We start from the raw sequence: 19305 nt of genomic DNA on the forward strand, positions 1-19305 counted from the left end.
GCATGTCTTCGCGACGCGCGTGCGCTACAGTGATGCGCCCTCATTCCAGCGCCGCCGATGTCGACACCCACACGCTCGCACGGCACGCGCATCGCGCTCTTCACCGTCGTCGCGATGATCGCGTTCGCCGGCAACTCGCTGCTGTGCCGCCTCGCGCTCAGGGGCGCGCGCATCGACGCGGCGAGTTTCACGCTCGTACGCGTCGCGTCGGCGGCGCTCGTGCTGTGGATCATCCTGCTCGCGCGCGGCGCGCCCGGCGACGACACGCGACGCGCCGGAAGCTGGGTATCGGCATTCGCGCTGATCGTGTATGCGGCGGCGTTCTCCTTCGCGTACGTTCGGCTCGCGGCGGGCACCGGCGCGCTGCTGCTCTTCGGCGCGGTGCAGGCGACGATGATCGGCTACGGCATCGCGACCGGCGAGCGTCTCGCCGCGGCGCAATGGCTCGGCCTGCTGCTCGCGCTCGCCGGTCTCGTGTGGCTCGTGCTGCCAGGACTCGCCGCGCCCGATCCGGCGTCGTCCGCACTGATGATCGCGGCGGGCATCGGTTGGGGCGTCTATTCATTGCGCGGACGGGGCCAGTCCGATCCCGTCGCCGCGACGGCCGGCAATTTCCTGCGCGCGCTGCCGTTCGCGATCGCGGTGTCGGCGCTCGCGCTCGCGTTTGCGGGTACGGACGCGGATGTCTCGGGCCTGGCCTACGCGATGACCTCGGGTGCGTTGACCTCGGGGCTCGGCTATGTCGTCTGGTACGCGGCGTTGAAAGGATTGAAGCCCGCGACGGCGGCCACGGTGCAACTGAGCGTGCCGCTCATCACGGCGGCGGGCGGCGTGCTGCTGCTCGGCGAAACGCTGACGATGCGGCTCGCGGCCAGCGCGGTCGCGATTCTCGGCGGCATCGCGCTCGTCGTGTCGTCGAAGCCCCGATGACGAACTGTGGCGCGCGTTCCACACGCAAACGGCTGCCATGCGCGTATGTGCGGCACCTCACATACGCGCGGGAACTTCCTCTGAAGAATGATGCATGCACCGCACTTCAAATCGGGGCAGGAACGGCAAATGCTGAGGTACTGGCCGAAGTTGCTTCGCCGTCGCGACGCGCAATGAGGTGAAATCGCCGTGCAACGGTGCGCCGGACCGTGCCACGGCAGGCGCGCCGCGCATCGGGCGCAATGATCCGCAGCGTCGTTCCAACGCCTCCTCGCCGCCCCTGATTGTGGCGATATGTGGCGCGAGTTACATTGTTTGGCAAAAAAGGGCCGGCGGCAGATGCTGAACCGGCAACCGGCTGTTACGTCCGACGAAGCCGCATCGCGTTTGATTGTTCATATGATGGGACGCGCGAGGTGAAGCATCGGGCCGGACGCGCGCTGTAAGTCCGCGCTGGTCCGCTGTCTGACGAATAGGTTCTGGAGAGCGCTGTCATGCCTCAGCACGCAAAGCTACCCGAAGAGAGCATCGCGGAACGCGCAAGTCCTGCGAATGATCCCACTGTCACTCACTTGCCCGAGACTGCAATCGATTACGACGACGAACCCGGCCCCATGCGCGCGCCGCTGCGCTTCGGGCGTCTCGCGCTGTGGATGGCGTCGGCGAGCGCGCTTGGCATCGGCGTGCTCGGCACGGTCGCGTACGGCATGTGGTTCAACCACGATCAGCGCGTCTATGCCGAGGCGATGGCGAGCGCGCGCCGCACGCTCGGCATCGATCAGCCGGTGATTACCGCGCAGACGCAATCGGGCGGCGCCGTCGAAACGCCCTTGACCGCCGCGCCCGGCAGCGCGATTCCGTACTCGTCGAACGACGGTCCGACGGCCGCGCCCATCGACACGGCATCGCTCGCGGACAACGCACCCACCGCCGATCCCACCGCCGATCCCGCCGACGAAACCACCGTCGCCAACGCTGGCGCTGACGGCTCGGGCGCGGCCGCCGCCGCGGCGCTCGCGACGGCTTCCGCGCAACCTTTGGCGCAACAGGCGCAACGCCGCGGCACGCCGTCCGCGACGCAGCGTGCGGCCGTCGATCGGAGCAATCGCGCCGATCAGTACGCGCAGGCACGCAGGCATCAGGCGCGCGCGAACGCAAGGCAGCAGTCCGAAGGCGGACTGTTCGCGCGCGTGGGCGCGTTCTTCCATCGAGTGAGCTATCGACACAATGTTCCGACCCGTCAGCGAGAGGAGTATTCACGTCCCTGAGGAGACGCTGGCGAGCCGTGCGCGGCACGCGATCATGCGCTTGCGCCTGCGCGTGCCCGGCCCCGCGCCGCTCGCTGGCGCGGCCTTGCTGTGTCTGCTGATCGGGCTGCTGTTCCTGGCGTTGCAGGTGCGCGCGATCTTTTCGGCGCAACTGCAGCAGGAGTACGTCGGGCTCGTGCTCGAAGCGGTCGAGCGCGCCGATACCGCCCGCGCGACCGCGCTTTCCCTGCAGCACACGCCCGCGAGCGATACGCAGCGCCAGGCCGCGTATCGCGAGGCGCGCATCGAATTGGCCGGGCGGCTCGCGGCGCTGCATGCTCTGGTGTCGTCGAGTCCGATGTCGGCGCCGTCGCTGCCTTCCGCCGTGCTCTCGCCTTCCGCCGCGCTCGGCGAGGCCAGCTCCGCGCTCGATTCGGCCTACGCCTGGTGGCGCGCGGAGCGCGATCGCACGAGCGCGGACGTGCGCGAGCGCATCCTGAGCGTGTCGCATACGCTGATCGCGTTGTCGGCGATCGTATTCGGCGTGCTCATCACCGCGCTCGGCATGTATGCAAAACGCAATCGGCAGCTTCTCGGGATTTCGAATGAATTCGAGCAGGCGTCGCTGCACGATCCGATGACGGGCCTGCCCAACCGGCGCAAGCTCTTCGCGGCGCTGGAAGAAGCGGCGAATGCGCTCGCGAGCGGCGCGCGCGGGGCGTCGCGCATCGCGGTGCTGTATATCGATCTCGATGGCTTCAAGCGCGTCAACGACACGCACGGCCACCGCATCGGCGATGAGTTTCTGATTGCGGTGTCGCGGCGTTTTCGTCAGGCGGTGCGCGGCGGCGATCTGGTCGCGCGTATCGGCGGCGACGAATTCGCGTTGCTCGTGCGCGAGTTTTCGAGCGATGGCGAGCTCGCGGTGATCGCGCAGAGAATCATCGCGTGCGTCGCGGAAACCGACGCGCAGATGGGCTTGTCGATTGTGCGCGCGAGCGTCGGCATCGCGAGTTTTCCGGATCGTGTCGACGATTACTGGCGGCTCGTCGCCGCTGCCGACGACACGATGTACACCGTCAAGCGCAACGGCAAGAACGGCTACGCGTTCGCGTCGGCGCCGTCCGCCTGACGCTCGTTCCTACGCGGCGGCGCGCAGGTCTTCTTCGCCGCCCAGCGCCTCGGTCAGCGCCGACAGCATGCGCGCGAGTTCGCCTGTCATCAGGATGAAGTCGGATTCGAAGCGCTCGTCGTCGTTCGACGCGGTCGGATCGGCGGCTTCCTTGATGACGTCGAGCGCGCTCACGCGCTTCAATGTGAGCGATGGCGTCAGCACGTACGACACGCGGTCGTCCCACGTCATCGCGAGACGCATGCACTGCTTGCCCGCTTCGATATGGCGGCGCATGTCTTCCGTTTCGAGCGCGTGACCGACGTAGCGGACGGTCGCGTTGCCTTCGCCGGTCGAGCGCAGTTCCGTATCGCGATCGAGCGTGAAGCCCGCGGGCGCGTCGCCGGAAAGCAGCCATTCGGTCATCGCCGAAACGGGCGAGCGCGCCGTGCGGACGCTCGCGAGCGGCAGATCGGTGACGGACTTCACCAGCAAGCCGATGATGTCGTCGCACAGCGTCGCCGACGACGAATCGATCGCGAGCCAGCCGTTCACCGGATCGATCCACACGCGCGTATCGCGGCGGATGCTGAAGGCGCGCGGCAGGAGTTCGTCGGTGATCTGTTCCTTGAGCTCTTTCATCTGCTTGCGGCCGGGTTTGAAGCCCTGCTGCTCTTCGAGCTCGGCGGCGCGTTCCTTCACGAACTGCGTGACGACGGATGCGGGCAGCAGCTTCTTTTCCGCGCGATAGACGATGAGCATCTGACGGTTCGCCGTGTAGACGAGATCATCGTCGCCGCGCGGCGAGACCCAGCCGCGCCGTTCGTTCTCGATGCTCGACGCCACGGTGAACGCGAGCGGCGCGAGCCATTGCTGCATCTGCTGCGGCGTGACGGACCAGTGTGCGGGAAGACGGTGAAGCTGAAGATTCTTGAACCACATGGCGCGGGATTTCGATGTAGTCGGAAAGGGGCGCCATTCTATACGAGTGCGCGTCAGTCGTTCGCGCGCCATTTTTGCGGCACGATCCGCCATTGCAGATTCACGCCCGCCGCGGCGAGCAGGATCAGCGCCGCGCCGGCCACTTGCAGCCACGCGAGCCGTTGCCCGAACGCGAGCCAGTCGACGACGATCGCCACCACCGGATAGATGAACGACAGCGCGCCCGTCGTCGCGGTCGGCAGCTTCTGGATCGCGCCGTACAGCAACACGTACATCAGTCCCGTGTTGACGACGCCGAGCACGACGAGATCGGTCCAGCCGCCGATCGTCGCGGGCGTCGCATCGAAGCGCGCGAACGGCGCGAGCATCGCGATGCCGAATAACACATGCAGCATCGCGATCAGATGCGGCGGCGTGCCCGCGAGGCGCTTCGTGACGATCGACGATATCGCGTACAGAAAAGCCGCGCCGAGCGCATACGCAATGCCTTCGAGATACTGCCCCGGCATCGCGAGCACGGACGGCTCGACCCGCACCACCATCACAAGGCCGATGAACGCGACGCCGAGCCACGCGATCGTCGATACCGACACGCGCTCGTGCAACACGAGCGCGCCCAACGCGACCAGCATGAAGGGCTGCGTGTTGTAAACGGTCGTCGCCATCGAGATCGACGCGCGCGAATACGCGGCGAAAAGCAACAGCCAGTTGCCGACGATCGCCACGCTGCCGAGCGCGACGAGGCCGATCATGCGCCACGAGAAATAGCGCCTCTTCAAGAAGCCGAGCGCCGCGCACACGGCGATGAGCGTCGCGCCTCCGAACACGCAGCGGAAGAACACCACGTTCCAGGGCGTCTGCCCCGACGACACCACGAGCCAGCCGATCGTGCCCGACATCAGCATCGCGAGCGACATCTCGATCGCGCCGCGACGCAGTTCATTCGCACGCGATGCGCCGCCAAGCCGCGCATCGATTCTTTCGCTATTCATTTCGCGCCCGTCATGCAAGTTTCGATGGCTTCAAGTCTATCGATGCGCATCGCTCGAAACCATGCCTAAAATTAGGCTCACGCATCTTTCGACCTTTGAATCGAAGGCCATCATGGGAAAACACCTGAGCAACCCGCCGCAAGCGGGCATCGACGCAATCGATCGCGAACTCATCGCCGTGCTTGCGAGCGATGGACGCATCGCCGTGAGCGAGCTTGCGAAGCGCGTCGGCCTGTCGGCGCCGAGCACCGCCGAGCGCATGCGGCGGCTCGAGACGCAAGGCGTGATTCGCGGCTTCACCGTCGATATCGATCCGCGCGCGCTCGGCTACACGCTGCAGGCGATCGTGCGCGTGCAGCCGCTGCCGGGGCAATTGCATCTCGTCGAAGAAGCGATAAGGCGCATTCCCGAGTTCGTCGAATGCGACAAGGTGACGGGCGACGATTGCTTCGTATGCCGCCTCTATCTGCGCTCGATCGAGCATCTCGACGACATCCTTTCGCGCGTCACCGAGCGCGCCGCGACAAGCACGGCCATCATCAAGGCAACGCCGATCGAAAGACGCCTGCCGCCGCTCGGCTGATCGCTGCGCGTTTTTACCTGCAGAAGAACGGGGTTACACTTGAGTCGCCTGAAACCGCATCACAGCTATGCGCGCGAGGAGCGAACATGAGTGACTTCGACGCCAACCGCACCTTCCGCGGACTTCCGCTGACACCCGAGCAAGATGCCGAAGTGCGGCATTACATCAAGAAGAAAAAGCAGCGCGACGAGCCGTGGGACACGCCGGAACTCGAGGCGATGCTGCAGGACATGCTGGAGCCGCCAGGCGACGAAGACGGCCCCGCCGACGACGAAACCGACGAGGAAACGCGTTCGGCGGCAGAGCGCGCGTCCGCGTTCATCGACGAAGGCATGGACCCGATCGAGAACAGCGAGGAATGGCACGCCGCGATGGAAGCCGAAGCGATGAAAGGGCCACGACGCTAACGCGTTTCTCGCGCCGCGCAAAAAAGAAAGCGCCGGTCGATGCCGGCGCTTCATCCCTCCACTTCGCGCTTCACACTTCGCGCTTCACACTTCGCATCTCACTGCACGTTCAATGCCTGTGCCGCCAGTCGCGCGGCGGATGCGTATCCAGCCAACGCGCTTTCGGAGTATGGATATGCGGATGCCGGTGATGCATCACGATAACCACCGCGACGCATAGCACCAGGACGAGTCCCGCCATCAGGCTGATCATTGGCTCGGCCATCGCTACCTCCTTTCTTCGACAGGCGATGCCTGTATTTTAGGCGCTGTTTCGCGCGACGAATCACGCCCCGCGCGCACATGCTTCGCATGAAAGCAGCTAAGTCATCGAAAGCATGACGTGTTCCCATGTCCTATAGTGCTTTAGCACGTTTGGTTTGAAGATCCACGAAATCAACCGGGAGACGCAGATGGCGACGTGGAAACCCGATCCGAGCTTCTATCCTTCCCCGCGGCTCGCAGCGAAAGCGCCGCGCGAAACGCTGGCTTATGTCGCGACGTTCGATCCCGAGCGCAAGTCGCCGGACAAGATCGCCGTCGTCGATGTCGATCCGGATTCGCCGGACTATACGAAGATCGTCGGCGAAATCGCGATGCCCGATGTCGGCGACGAGTTGCATCACTTCGGTTGGAACGCATGCTCGTCGTGCCTGTGCCCGAATGCGCCGCATCCGCACATGGAGCGGCGCTATCTCGTCGTGCCGGGGCTGCGTTCGTCGCGCGTGCATATCATCGACACGAAGCCCGATCCGAAGAAGCCGGTGATCGTGAAGACGATCGAGCCCGCGGAACTCGCGGAAAAGACCGGCTATACGCGGCCGCATACCGTGCATTGCGGGCCGGGCGGCATCTATATCACCGCGCTCGGCAACGCCGAAGGCAAGGCGCCCGGCGGCGTGCTGATGCTCGATCAGCAGAGCTTCGATCCGCTCGGCCGATGGGAAGTCGATCGCGGACCGCAACAGCTCGCGTACGACGGCTGGTGGCATCTCGGCTACGACACGATGGTCACGAGCGAATGGGGCACGCCCGACACCTTCGAGGAAGGCCTCGTGCCCGATCTGCTGCTCGGCGCGAAGTACGGGCGCAAGCTGCATTTCTGGGACTTCACGAAGCGCAAGCACATTCAGGAGATCGATTTCGGCGACGAATATCAGCTCGTCTTCGAACTGCGTCCCGCGCACGATCCGACCAAGGCATATGGTTTCGTGAACTGCGTGATCAGTCTGAAGGATCTGTCGTCGTCGATCTGGACCTGGTATCGCGACAAGGACAAGTGGGCGGTGAAAAAGATCATCGACATTCCCGCCGAACCCGCCGATGCCGACAAGCTGCCGCCGTTATTGAAGGGCTTCAATGCGGTGCCGCCGCTCGTCTCCGATATCGATCTGTCGATGGACGACCGCTTTCTGTACGTGTCGTGCTGGGGCACCGGCGACATGCTGCAATACGACGTCTCCGATCCCTTCGCGCCGAAACTGACGGGCAAGGTGCGTATCGGCGGCGTGGTCGCGCGCGCGACGCATCCGGGCGCGAAGAACGGCGCGCTGAATGGCGGCCCGCAGATGGTCGAAGTGAGCCGCGACGGCCGCCGCGTCTACTTCACGAATTCGCTGTACGGCGCGGTCGATGCACAGTTCTATCCCGAAGGCATCGACGGCTGGATGGTGAAGCTCGATGCCGATCCCAACGGCGGCCTCGCCGTCGACGACAAGTTTTTCATCGACTGGCCCAAGGGACATCGGCCGCATCAGATCCGGCTGCAAGGGGGCGATTGCTCGTCGGATTCGTACTGCTATCCCTGATCCGCCGCGAGACACTTCGCATGGACGCCGCATCGCCCGCGCTCCTCCTCACCGCCGCGGGCCTCGGCGCGTTTCACGGTCTCAATCCCGCGATGGGATGGCTCTTCGCCGTCGCGCTCGGCCTGTATGCGCGAAGCCGCCGCGTCGCGCTCGTATCGCTCGTGCCGATCGCGCTCGGCCACGCGGCGTCGGTCGCGCTCGTGCTCGCGGGCGCGCTCACGCTCGGCGCGGCGGTCGGCCATGACCTGCTCGCACGCGGCTGCGGGGCGCTGCTGATCGGCTGGGGCGTGTGGAGCGCGTGGCGCGGGCATCGCGGACGCCCGACCGTCGGCATGCGTACCGGGCTGGCCGGTCTCGCGTTATGGTCCTTCATGATGTCGAGCGCGCACGGCGCAGGTTTGATGCTGGTGCCGGCGCTCTTGCCGTTGTGCACGAGCGCGATGCCAAAGACGGCTTTCGAAGCCAGCGCACTCGCGTTGACCGTGCATACCGGCGCGATGCTCGCCGTCATCGCGACGATCGCCATGTTCGCCATGTCCCTTCAGGAACGCGGCGGACTCGGCTTTCTACGCAGCGGATGGATCAACGTCGACTGGATCTGGAGCGCGGCATTGATCGCGTGCGGCTTATTTCTGTTCGTCTGACGCGGAGTCCTGCGCGCCGAATTGCATTTTGCATACGTTATGCACGATGGCATTTTGCATGCATCGCGCATAACACAGAATTCAATCGCGCCGCGACACTTCCTCCGGACTCGGCAATTCGGCGGTGGTCCACCCTCCGCCCAGCGCCTTCACGAGAGCGACGCTCGCCGCCATGCGGCGCCGCTCGATACGCACCGCCGTGCGTTGATCCGACAGCACGATTGCCTGCGTCACCACCACGCTCAGATACGTGATCGCGCCGTTCTCGTAGCGATTGCTGACCTTGCCGAGCGCGCGCTGGGCGGCATCGACGGCATCGCGTTGTGCTTCGCTTTCGCGGCGCAGCACTTCCAGCGCATTCAGGTTGTCTTCCACTTGCCCGAACGCGGTCAGCACGGTTTGCCGATAATCGGCGACCTTCTCGTCGTAGTCAGCGCGCGCCGCATCGCGAGCCGCCGCGCGACCGCCGAAGTCCAGCACCGTGAATGCGAGCTGTGGCCCGAGCGACCAGAATCGGCTCGGCGCTTCGAGCCATGAACTGAAGCGCGTCGCCTCGAGACCGCCCGTCGCGGCGAGCAGAATGTTCGGAAAGAACGCCGCCGTCGCCACGCCGACGCGCGCATTCGCCTCGGCCACGCGCCGCTCCGCCGCCGCGATATCCGGCCTGCGCTCGAGCAACGCGGACGGCACGCCGGGCGGCAGCACCGCGAGCGCCGCCGACGGATGCGGCGAATGCGCTTCGTTGAGCGGCGCGACATCGAGCGTAAAACTCGACGGACTCTCGCCGACGAGAATCGCGATCGCATTGACGAGGCTCGTTCGCGTGGTCTCCAGATCGATGAATTGTGCCTGCGTCGCGCGCAGTTGCTCTTCGGCCTGCGCGACATCCGATTCCGCCGCAACGCCGCCCGCAAAACGATCGCGTGTGAGCGCGAGCGCCTTCTCATAGGCTTGCAGCGTCGCCTGCAACAGCCGTTCTTCTTCGACGATGCCGCGCAAATCGAAGTAGTCGGTCGCGAGTTCGGCCTGCATCGACAGAATCGCGCTGTGCAGATCCGCGGCGCTCGCCTGCGCTTCTGCGCGGCCACCTTCGACAGCACGCGAGATGCGGCCCCAGAGATCCGGCTCCCACGAGATCTGTGCGTCGATCAGATAGTCGGGCACGGTCACGCCCGCGCTCGATTTGTACAGGACGTTCGACGATACTCGCGACTGATTGAATGCGGCATTCGCCGTGATGGTCGGAAAGTACGCCGAACGCGCCTGCGCGGCCGCCGCACGCGCTCCACGAAAACGCGCGGCGGCCGCGGCCACGGTCTGATTCGCTGTCGCGACACGTTCTTCGAGCGCGTTCAATTGCGGATCGCCATAGACTTCCCACCACGGCGCGCGCGGCTTCGCATCGGCGGGTTGCGCAGGCTTCCAGTCTTGCGATGCCGACGCAGGCGCATCGAGCGGCATCTGCGACTTGTACGCAGCAGGCGTAGAAGTTTCGGGCCGCACGTAATCCGGCCCGACGGCGCAGCCGCCCAATGCCGCGATAGTTAGGTATGCAACTAATTCGAGCGATGCGCGCCTCATCACGACTCGCTTCCTTCAGCCTTCGCTGCACCACCGCTCGCGGCGTCGCTCGAACCCGCGCGGCCGATACGCACCGCCGCGCCATCGATGATCGAATCGGGCGGATTGACGATCACGCGCTCATCGCCATTCAATCCGGAGACGATCGACACACGCGTGCCGTAGTCGGTGCCGAGCGTGATCGGCAGAAGCTTCACGCGGTTGTTCGCATCGACGCTCGCGGCATGCACGCCATCCGGACGGAATAACAGCGCATTGCCGGGCAGCGTGTATGAAGGACTCGCGCTCGTGAGACGAAAGCGCACTTGCGCATACGCGCCCGCAAGCAATTCGCCCGCCGGATTCTTCACATCGACTTCGACGCGCATCGTGCGCGCGACGGGATCGACCGCGCCCGCGGTACGCACCGTGACGCCGTCGAACTTGCGATTGCGCTCTTCGTTGAGCAGCAACTCCGCGGGCAAACCCACCGTGATCATCCGCGCATACGCTTGCGGCACATCGACGAACACACGCAACGTCGACGCATCCTGAATGTGGAAGAGCTCGCGGCCGGCGGCGCCGCTGCCGGCGTCGATCAACTGACCGACATCGGTGTTGCGCGCGGTGACGACGCCATCGAAGGGTGCATAGATCTTCTGGAACGACACGAGTTGTTCGAGCCGCGACACGTTCGCCTGCGCCGCGTTCAGCGCCGCTTCCTTCGCGAGCATGTCGCCGTTCTTTTCATCGGTCTCCTGGCGCGACACCGAGTTGTTCTTCAGCATCTGCGCCCAGCGCTCCGCAGTCGTCTTCGCAAGCAGATAGTTCGCGCGCGCCGTTTGCGCATCGGCGCGCGCCTGACGAAGCTGATCGTTGATTTCGGGCGCATCGATCTCCGCGAGCAACTGGCCCTTCTTCACCTTCGTGCCGATATCGACGGTCCAGCGCTTCAGATACCCATTGGTGCGCGCGAAGATCGGCGCATCCGAGAACGCGCGGATATCGCCTGCGAGCACGAGATCCTGCGAGGCCTTCATGCGCGTCGGCTTGATGACCTCGACCGTCTGCAAGCCGTGCTCGTTCGCATCGCGTTCGAGTTCCGCGTGCGCAGCGCGGCGCGACAGGATTCCCTGCGCGATGAGCGCGACGACGACCACGAGCGCGATCACGAGCCATAAGCGCCCTCGCCGCCTGTTGCCCGATCGTTGCGACAACTGCTCTTCCATTCTTGCTCCGCCTGCTGTTCGATTGTTTTATTGCGCCGCTTTCCGTGCCGCCGCGCCCGGTCCCTTGCCGCGTGCTTCCATGCGCCGATAGACGATCGAAAACACGACCGGCACGAAGAACAGCGTTGCGATGGTGCCGACCATCAGGCCGCCGATCACCGCCCGCCCGAGCGGCGCATTCTGCTCGCCGCCTTCACCGAGCCCGATCGCCATCGGCACCATGCCGATCATCATCGCGAGCGCGGTCATCAGCACCGGCCTGAAACGCGTATAGCCCGCTTCCAGCGCGGAGCGCACTGCGTCGCCATGTTCGGCGAGCGCGGCGCGCGCGAAGCTCACCACGAGAATGCTGTTTGCCGTCGCGATGCCTATGCACATGATCGCGCCGGTCAATGCTGGAATCGACAACGTCGTATGCGTCAGGAACAACATCCACACGATGCCCGCGAGCGCGCCCGGCAATGCGGTGATGATGATGAACGGATCGAGCCACGACTGGAAGTTCACGACGATCAGCAAGTACACCAGCACGACCGCGAGAATGAGGCCGAATGCGAGACCCGAAAACGATCCGTTCATCGTCTCGACCTGGCCGCGCATTTCGATCGTCGAGCCTTTGGGCAATTCGCCGCGCGCTTCGTCGATGATGCGTTGCACGTCGTCCGCCACTGCGCCGAGATCGCGCCGCTCGGTGGTCGCATAGAGATTGATGGTGGTCTGCGCGTTGTAGTGATAGACGACCGCATCGCGCGCGCTGCGCGAAAGCGTTGCGAGCGCGCCGAGAATATTGGTCTTGCCGCTCGACGATGTCACCGGAATGTTCGCCACCGATTGCAGCGAGTTCATGTCGTATTGCGGCGCCGTCGTGATGACGTTATAGCTCACGCCATTCACCGGATTGAGCCAGAACGTGGGCGTCGTCTGCTGACTGCCCGACAGCGTGATGAGCAAGTTGTTCGCGACATCGCGCTGCGTGAAGCCCGCTTGCAACGCCTTCGTGCGATCGACCTCGACGTTGATCGCAGGCAGATCGGATGGCTGCTGGATGCGCGCATCGACGAGACCCGGCACGCGGCGAATCTTTTCCAGCATGCGATTCGCCAGCGCGCGATTGCCGCGCACATCGCGGCCGGTGATCGCTATATCGATCGGCGCGGGCACGCCGAAGTTGAGAATCTGACTCACGATATCGGCGGGCAGGAATGAAAACGTCACGCCGGGAAACTCCTGCGGCAGGCGCTTTCGCAACTCGTGGATATAGCCTTCTGTCGGCGCGTGATCTTCGTTGAGGCTGATGAGCACGTCGGCATCGGCGGAACTGACCGTGCCCGTGTTGTTGTACGAGAGATTGATACCCGATACCGGCAAGCCCATGTTGTCGATGATCGAGCGAATCTCGCCGCGCGGAATCAGTTGCCTGATGCGTGCATCGACGCGATCCGTCAGCGCCGCCGTTTCCTCGATGCGCGTGCCCGTCTTCGCGCGCATATGCAGCGCGATCACGCCTGAATCGATCGACGGAAAGAAGTCGCGCCCGAGGAACGGCGCAAGCCCGAGCGACAGCAGGCAGCACAGCAAAAACAACGAAGCGAAGCGGCCCGGTTGCGCGAGCTGCGCTTCGAGAACGCGTCGATAGCGATGGCGCACGGACTCGAAATGACGCTCGAATGCGAGATGAATCCGCACGAACGGATTGCGCGAGCCTTTCATCGATTCGACATCGCCGCCCATGTGCTCGTGATGACGCAACAGATACTTCGCAAGCGTCGGGATCAGCGTGCGCGAGAAGAAGTACGACGCGAGCATCGCGAACACGACGGCTTCGGCCATTGGCACGAACAGGTAATGCGCGACGCCCGTCAGCAGGAACATCGGAATGAACACGATGCAGATAGAGAGCGTCGACACGAGCGTCGGCACGGCGATCTGCTGCGCGCCATCGAGAATCGCATGCTCCAGTTCCTTGCCCTGCTCCAAGTTCTGGCTGATGTTTTCGATTGCAACTGTCGCGTCGTCGACGAGGATACCGACCGCGAGCGCGAGGCCGCCGAGCGTCATGATGTTGATCGTCTGCCCGATCGCGGAGAGCGCGACGATCGACGTCAGCATCGAAAGCGGTATCGAGATCGCGATGATGAGCGTCGCACGCCAGCTTCCCAGAAACAGCAGCACCATCAGCGCAGTCAGGCCCGCTGCGATCACCGCTTCACGCAGCACGCCCGACACCGACGCGCGCACGAAGAGCGATTGATCCGCAACGGGCTCGATCTTCAGCGACTCGGGCACCATGCCGCGCAAGGTCGGCAACAGGTTCTTCACGCGCGCGACGATATCGAGCGTCGATGCATTGCCGCTCTTGTTGATCGTGAGTAAGGAAGCGCGGGTGCCGTCCACCCGCACGATATTGGTTTGCGGCTGGAAGCCGTCGCGCACATGCGCGACGTCCTTGATATAGATCGTGCCGCCAGGACCGGTGCGGATCGGTATGTCGTTGAGTCCTTCGATCGAGCCCGGACTCGCGTTCAGGCCGACCGAGTATTCCGTTGCGCCGATCTTCGTCGTGCCCGTCGGCAGAATCAGATTCTGCGCGCTGATTGCATTGACCACGTCGGTCGGCGCGAGGTTCTTCGCCTGCAGCTTGCGCGAATCGATATCGACCATGATCTGCCGCTGCTTGCCGCCATAAGGCAATGGCACCGAAGCGCCTTGCACGGTCGCGAGCTGCGTCTTCAGAAAGCTATTGCCGAAGTCGTAGAGCTGCTGTTCGCTGAGTTCCGACGACGACAACGCGAGCCGCAGAATCGGCACCGTCGATGCATTGAAGCGCAAGATATTCGGCGGCGTGATGCCGGGCGGCAGCGAGCGCAATTGCGTTTGCGAGAGCGCGGTAATCTCGGCGATAGCTTCATCGACATTCGCATTAGGCTGAAAGTAGATGCGAATGACCGCAATGCCCGGCAGCGATTCCGACTCGATGTGCTCGATGTCGTTGACCGCCACCGACAACCCGCGCTCGTAATTGAGCGTGATGCGGCGCTCCATTTGATCGGGCGGCAGGCCCGTATAAGACCAGATGACGCTGACAACGGGAATATCGATATTCGGAAAGATATCGGTCGGCGTCCGCACGATGACGAGCGGACCGATGATCAGCAAGAGCAACGACAGGACGATGAATGTGTACGGGCGCTTCAGCGCGAGTCTGACAATCCACATCTAGGTTTCGCCTGCCCCGTTCGTTGTTCGTTATTCGAATGCTATGCGACGACACTGCGCCCGAAAACGCAAATGCACTCGATACGATGACACAACTGAAGCTTACAAAACAATTTGCGCAAACGGTTGCGAGGGTTTTTGCGGAATGATTTCTGCAGAAGAATGCGGGGCCGCACCGAAAACGGAACGCGCGTTCCAATTGTTGGAAATGAATTGCGCCTCGCAGAGCGCGAGGCGCTTGGCGATGCGGAAAGTTATGCCGCTACGGGACGAAGATCGAGTACGCGCTTGGCCTTGCCGGTTGCCGTCGTCGGCAGTTCGCCGGAATCGAGCACGCGCACTTGCGTCGATACGCCGACCATCGTCTTGACGCGATGCTGAAGTTCGCGCGAGAGACCGGCGCGGTCGCTCTCGTTCAGCGTTGCGCAGACTTCCGGGCGTGCTTCGACTGAGACGGACAGCGAATCCATGTGGCCGTCGCGCGACACGCACAACTGATACTGGCCGCTCAGGCGCGGAATCGCAAGGATCAACTCTTCGATCTGGCTCGGGAACACATTGACGCCGCGAATGATGAGCATGTCATCCGAGCGGCCCGTGATCTTCGCGAGGCGACGCATCGAGCGCGCGCTCGGCGGCAGCAACGAAGTGAGATCGCGCGTGCGGTAACGGATCATCGGCATCGCTTCCTTCGTGAGCGAAGTGAAGACCAGTTCGCCCGTGCTGCCTTCCGGAAGCACTTCGCCCGTCACGGGATCGATAATCTCGGGATAGAAATGATCTTCCCAGATCGTCGGGCCATCCTTCGTCTCGATGCATTCACACGCAACGCCCGGACCCATGATTTCCGAGAGGCCGTAGATGTCGAGTGCCTGTATGCCCGCACGCGTTTCGATCTCGCTGCGCAATCCCTGGCTCCAGGGCTCGGCGCCGAAGATGCCGATCTTGAGCGACGTGTTCGCCGGGTCCATGCCCTGCCGTGTCATTTCATCGAGCAGATTCAGCATGTACGACGGCGTGACGAGAATGATCTTCGGCGCGAAATCGCGGATCAGTTGAACCTGCTTTTCGGTCTGACCGCCTGACATCGGCACCACCATGCAGCCCAGACGTTCGGCGCCGTAGTGAATGCCGAGACCGCCGGTGAAGAGACCATAGCCGAACGCATTGTGCAGCGTGTCGCCTCTGCGCCCACCAGCAGCTCTGATTGAACGCGCCGTGACGTTGGCCCACGTGTCGATGTCTTTCGCGGTATAGCCGACCACCGTCGGCTTGCCCGTCGTGCCGCTCGATGCATGCACGCGCACGACCTGATCGCGCGGCACGGCGAAGAGCCCGAAGGGATAGTTGTCGCGTAGGTCGGTTTTCGTCGTGGTCGGAAAACGCGCGAGATCGGATAGCTCGCGCAGGTCGTCTGGATGCACGCCCTCAGCGTCGAAAGCACGGCGATAGTGTGCGACGTTTTCATAGGCGTGACGCAACGTCCACTTCAGGCGTTCGAGTTGCAGTGCCTGAAGCTCGTCCCGGCTCGCGCGCTCGATCGGTTCCAGTTCGCTTTGCTGTGCAATGGATTGAACCACGGTTGTCTCCTGCATGAATGCTCGATGAATGAATGATGCGTCTTCGCTTCAGTGAAAGCGCTGGCCCGAATAACGCAATGCCGCGATGAGCGGCGATGCGCGATAACGGTCTTCGCCGTAATGCGCAGCGAGATGAAGCAGCACGTCGTGAACGCGGCCGATGCCGATGCGTTCGCCCCACGCGAGCGGTCCGAGCGGATAGTTCACGCCCTTCTCCATCGCGAGGTCGAGATCGGCGCTCGTGCAAACGCCTTGATTCACGGCGTCGGCCGCTTCGTTGACGAGCATCGCGACGGTTCGCATCACGGTCATGCCGGCGACATCGTTCAATGGCACGACTGCATAACCGGCTTGCGCCAATGCGCCGGCTGCCGCAGCGTAGGCTTCGCCGGAGCATTGACGCGCGTGCGTGAGCGCCACGCTTTGCGCGTTCGCATAGTCGAGCGCGAGATCGATCAACACGATGTTGTCGATGCCGAGCGCATGCGCGCGTTCCGTCGCCGTGCGTCCATCGGTAAGGAAAAGATACGCATCATCGATTTGTGCGATCAGCCCGGGCATGTCGTTTCCAGCGACGCTCGCCGGCGCGATGCGCGCTTGCAGGCGTTCGTATAAAGGCACGCTTTCTCCGGGCACGATCTTCGAAGGCGTATGAGCATTCGTTTCGATGCGCGCGACAGGCTTCGCGGCATCAGCGCCATAGTCATAAAAGCCACGGCCGGTCTTGCGACCAAGAAAGCCCGCGTTCACCAATTCCTGTTGAATCAGCGAAGGCGTGAAGCGCGGATCGTTGAAGTACGCGTTGAACACCGATTGCGTCACGGCGAAATTCACGTCGTGGCCGATCAAGTCCATCAACTCGAATGGACCCATTCTGAAGCCGCCCGAATCGCGCATGACGGCATCGATGGAAGCGGCGTCAGCGCCCTGCTCGTTGAGCACGCGCAAGCCTTCCGCATAGAACGGCCGAGCCACGCGATTGACGATGAATCCCGGCGTCGATTTTGCATGTACCGGCGTCTTGCCCCATGCCGCGGCTGTGGCATACACGGTTTGTGCGACCGCATCGGATGTTGCGAGTCCGTGCACGACTTCGACGAGGGCCATCAGCGGTGCCGGATTGAAGAAGTGCATCCCGACCACGCGCGACGGATGCTTCAAGGGCGCCGCGATCGCCGTGATCGAAATGGATGACGTGTTGGTCGCGAGCATGCACTCGTGCGTCACGATGCTTTCGAGCTCGATGAACAGCGCGCGCTTGAGCTCGAGACGTTCCGCAATGGCTTCGATGACAAGCGATGCCGTGCGCAAGTCAGCGAGACTCGTAACGACGCGCACGCGATCGATGGCTTGCTGTCCTGCGGACTCTTCGAGCTTCTTCTTGTCGATCAGGCGCTGCACGTTCGCCGCGATTGCATTGCGCGCCTTGTCGAGCGCTTTCGCATCGAGATCGTAAAGCAGCACGGTGTGCCCCGCGAGCGCTGCGACCTGGGCAATGCCCGCGCCCATCGCGCCGGCGCCGATCACGCCGACGATCGCCGATGTCTGAATGGCCTGTGTCATGTCGCCAGGTCCCTCAGACGCGCTCGATTGCGATCGCGATGCCCTGACCCACGCCGATGCACATCGTGCATAGCGCATGGCGCCCGTTGCGGCGCTCGAGTTCGTACATTGCGGTGGTGACGAGGCGCGCACCCGATGCGCCGAGCGGATGACCGAGCGCGATGGCGCCGCCATTCGGATTCACGCGCGGATCGTCCTCGGCAAGGCCCAGTTGACGAAGCACCGCGATGCCTTGCGATGCGAAGGCCTCGTTGAGTTCGATGACGTCGAACTGATCGAGCGTGAGGCCTGTACGTGCAAGCAGCTTCTTCGTCGCGGGCGCGGGACCGATGCCCATGATGCGCGGCTCGACACCCGCCGTCGCCATGCCGATGATGCGCGCTCGCGGCGTGAGTCCATGACGCCTCGCAGCATCCTCGTTCGAGATGATGAGCGCGCATGCGCCATCGTTCACGCCCGATGCGTTGCCCGCGGTCACGCTGCCGTCGGGACGCACGACGCCCTTCAGCTTCGCGAGCGATTCGAGCGAGGTCTCGCGCGGATGCTCGTCGCGATCGATCGCAATCGCTTCGCCCTTCTTTTGCGGCACATTCACCGCGACGATTTCCTGTGCGAGCGTGCCATCGGCCTGTGCGCGTGCCGCACGCTGCTGGCTGCGCAGCGCGAAGCGATCTTGCGCATCGCGCGAAATGTTGAAATCGACCGCGACGTTCTCCGCGGTCTCCGGCATCGAGTCGACGCCATATCGCACACGCATCGCGCGATTGATGAAACGCCAGCCGATGGTCGTATCGAAGATATCAGCCGAACGCGAGAATGCGCTCGATGCTTTACCCATCACGAAAGGCGCACGCGTCATGCTCTCGACGCCACCCGCAACATACAGCGAACCGTCGCCGGCCTTGATCGCGCGCGCGGCACTGCCGACCGCGTCCATGCCCGAGCCGCACAGACGGTTGATCGTCGAGCCCGGCACGTCGATAGGCAAACCCGCGAGCAAGCTCGACATGCGCGCGACGTTGCGGTTATCTTCGCCAGCCTGATTCGCGCAGCCGTAGATCACATCGTCGATCTGCGTCCAGTCCACCGACGCGTTGCGCTTCATGAGCGCGGTGATGGGCACGGCGCCGAGATCGTCGGCGCGGACGTCCTTGAAAACGCCGCCGTAGCGGCCGAATGGAGTACGAATCGCGTCGCAAATGAAGGCTTCAGTCATGACAAGTCTCGATGTGGAGAATGATCGATCGCAGCGAAGCCGCGCAATAGTTGCATTGCTAACGACTTCGGCGCTTGAATAGATTTGGAATCGCTTCGGCTTCACGCGCACCGTTGCGATGCGCGACTTTCTAATGAATCGGGACGTCGCTTACCGCTCGTCGAAGCTCACAACCACGCGCTCGCTCACCGGATGGCACTGGCAGGTCAGCACGAAACCCTCATCGATCTCGTGTTGT

At 63.6% G+C, this 19305-nt stretch carries 16 protein-coding genes; 7 read left to right on the forward strand and 9 right to left on the reverse strand.

The window, feature by feature from the left end:
- Positions 1 to 57 precede the first annotated feature (57 nt).
- The 3 genes from QCE49_RS06840 to QCE49_RS06850 all read left to right on the forward strand — a co-directional run bounded on the left by QCE49_RS06840 (position 58) and on the right by QCE49_RS06850 (position 3309).
- Positions 58 to 930 carry a DMT family transporter gene (locus tag QCE49_RS06840; RefSeq protein WP_034474200.1) on the forward strand — a complete coding sequence of 291 codons (873 nt, stop codon included), beginning with the start codon at positions 58 to 60 and terminating at the stop codon, positions 928 to 930.
- A gap of 494 nt (positions 931 to 1424) precedes the next feature.
- Positions 1425 to 2198, forward strand: coding sequence for a hypothetical protein (locus tag QCE49_RS06845; RefSeq protein ID WP_250460351.1), 774 nt, complete (start codon positions 1425 to 1427; stop codon positions 2196 to 2198).
- A 34-nt stretch (positions 2199 to 2232) separates the two neighbouring features.
- Positions 2233 to 3309: a GGDEF domain-containing protein gene (locus QCE49_RS06850; protein WP_250460349.1), complete on the forward strand. Its 1077-nt coding sequence runs from the start codon at positions 2233 to 2235 to the stop codon at positions 3307 to 3309.
- A 9-nt stretch (positions 3310 to 3318) separates the two neighbouring features.
- Here QCE49_RS06850 and QCE49_RS06855 read toward each other — a convergent pair whose 3' ends face one another.
- Positions 3319 to 4230 (reverse strand): recombination-associated protein RdgC, encoded by a 912-nt coding sequence (locus QCE49_RS06855; RefSeq protein WP_250460347.1) that lies wholly within the window; start codon positions 4228 to 4230, stop codon positions 3319 to 3321.
- A 53-nt stretch (positions 4231 to 4283) separates the two neighbouring features.
- Positions 4284 to 5222: a DMT family transporter gene (locus QCE49_RS06860; protein ID WP_250460345.1), complete on the reverse strand. Its 939-nt coding sequence runs from the start codon at positions 5220 to 5222 to the stop codon at positions 4284 to 4286.
- A gap of 112 nt (positions 5223 to 5334) precedes the next feature.
- Here QCE49_RS06860 and QCE49_RS06865 point away from each other — a divergent pair, with 112 nt between their 5' ends.
- Positions 5335 to 5805 (forward strand): Lrp/AsnC family transcriptional regulator, encoded by a 471-nt coding sequence (locus tag QCE49_RS06865; protein WP_008349572.1) that lies wholly within the window; start codon positions 5335 to 5337, stop codon positions 5803 to 5805.
- 86 nt (positions 5806 to 5891) lie between these two features.
- On the forward strand, positions 5892 to 6212 hold the full coding sequence (locus QCE49_RS06870; protein WP_008349571.1) for a hypothetical protein: 321 nt from the start codon (positions 5892 to 5894) through the stop codon (positions 6210 to 6212).
- A 109-nt stretch (positions 6213 to 6321) separates the two neighbouring features.
- Here QCE49_RS06870 and QCE49_RS06875 read toward each other — a convergent pair whose 3' ends face one another.
- Complete coding sequence (locus QCE49_RS06875) at positions 6322 to 6477, reverse strand: hypothetical protein (RefSeq protein WP_167354197.1); 156 nt, start codon at positions 6475 to 6477, stop codon at positions 6322 to 6324.
- Between the two features lie 187 nt (positions 6478 to 6664).
- Here QCE49_RS06875 and QCE49_RS06880 point away from each other — a divergent pair, with 187 nt between their 5' ends.
- The gene (locus QCE49_RS06880; RefSeq protein ID WP_034474191.1) at positions 6665 to 8059 is read left to right on the forward strand and encodes a selenium-binding family protein; all 1395 of its coding nucleotides are present in this window, start codon (positions 6665 to 6667) and stop codon (positions 8057 to 8059) included.
- 20 nt (positions 8060 to 8079) lie between these two features.
- Positions 8080 to 8703 carry a hypothetical protein gene (locus QCE49_RS06885; RefSeq protein ID WP_250460342.1) on the forward strand — a complete coding sequence of 208 codons (624 nt, stop codon included), beginning with the start codon at positions 8080 to 8082 and terminating at the stop codon, positions 8701 to 8703.
- 81 nt (positions 8704 to 8784) lie between these two features.
- Here QCE49_RS06885 and QCE49_RS06890 read toward each other — a convergent pair whose 3' ends face one another.
- From QCE49_RS06890 to pcaF, 6 genes are all read right to left on the reverse strand, one after another.
- Positions 8785 to 10284 (reverse strand): efflux transporter outer membrane subunit, encoded by a 1500-nt coding sequence (locus QCE49_RS06890; protein ID WP_250460340.1) that lies wholly within the window; start codon positions 10282 to 10284, stop codon positions 8785 to 8787.
- Positions 10284 to 11492 (reverse strand): efflux RND transporter periplasmic adaptor subunit, encoded by a 1209-nt coding sequence (locus QCE49_RS06895; protein ID WP_008349563.1) that lies wholly within the window; start codon positions 11490 to 11492, stop codon positions 10284 to 10286. The genes QCE49_RS06890 and QCE49_RS06895 overlap by 1 nt, the downstream gene beginning before the upstream one ends.
- A 27-nt stretch (positions 11493 to 11519) precedes the next feature.
- Positions 11520 to 14708, reverse strand: a complete 3189-nt coding sequence (locus QCE49_RS06900) for an efflux RND transporter permease subunit (protein ID WP_008349561.1) — start codon at positions 14706 to 14708, stop codon at positions 11520 to 11522.
- Positions 14709 to 14962: 254 nt separating this feature from the next.
- Complete coding sequence (gene paaK, locus QCE49_RS06905; protein WP_250460338.1) at positions 14963 to 16303, reverse strand: phenylacetate--CoA ligase PaaK; 1341 nt, start codon at positions 16301 to 16303, stop codon at positions 14963 to 14965.
- Positions 16304 to 16336: 33 nt separating this feature from the next.
- Positions 16337 to 17851 (reverse strand): 3-hydroxyacyl-CoA dehydrogenase, encoded by a 1515-nt coding sequence (locus QCE49_RS06910; RefSeq protein WP_250460325.1) that lies wholly within the window; start codon positions 17849 to 17851, stop codon positions 16337 to 16339.
- Positions 17852 to 17864: 13 nt separating this feature from the next.
- Positions 17865 to 19067, reverse strand: coding sequence for a 3-oxoadipyl-CoA thiolase (gene pcaF / locus QCE49_RS06915; protein WP_250460323.1), 1203 nt, complete (start codon positions 19065 to 19067; stop codon positions 17865 to 17867).
- Positions 19068 to 19305: the final 238 nt, after the last annotated feature.

Origin of the sequence: Caballeronia sp. LZ008, from assembly GCF_031451435.1 — a bacterium.
In the GTDB taxonomy this organism is placed as follows: Bacteria; Pseudomonadota; Gammaproteobacteria; order Burkholderiales; family Burkholderiaceae; genus Caballeronia; species Caballeronia zhejiangensis.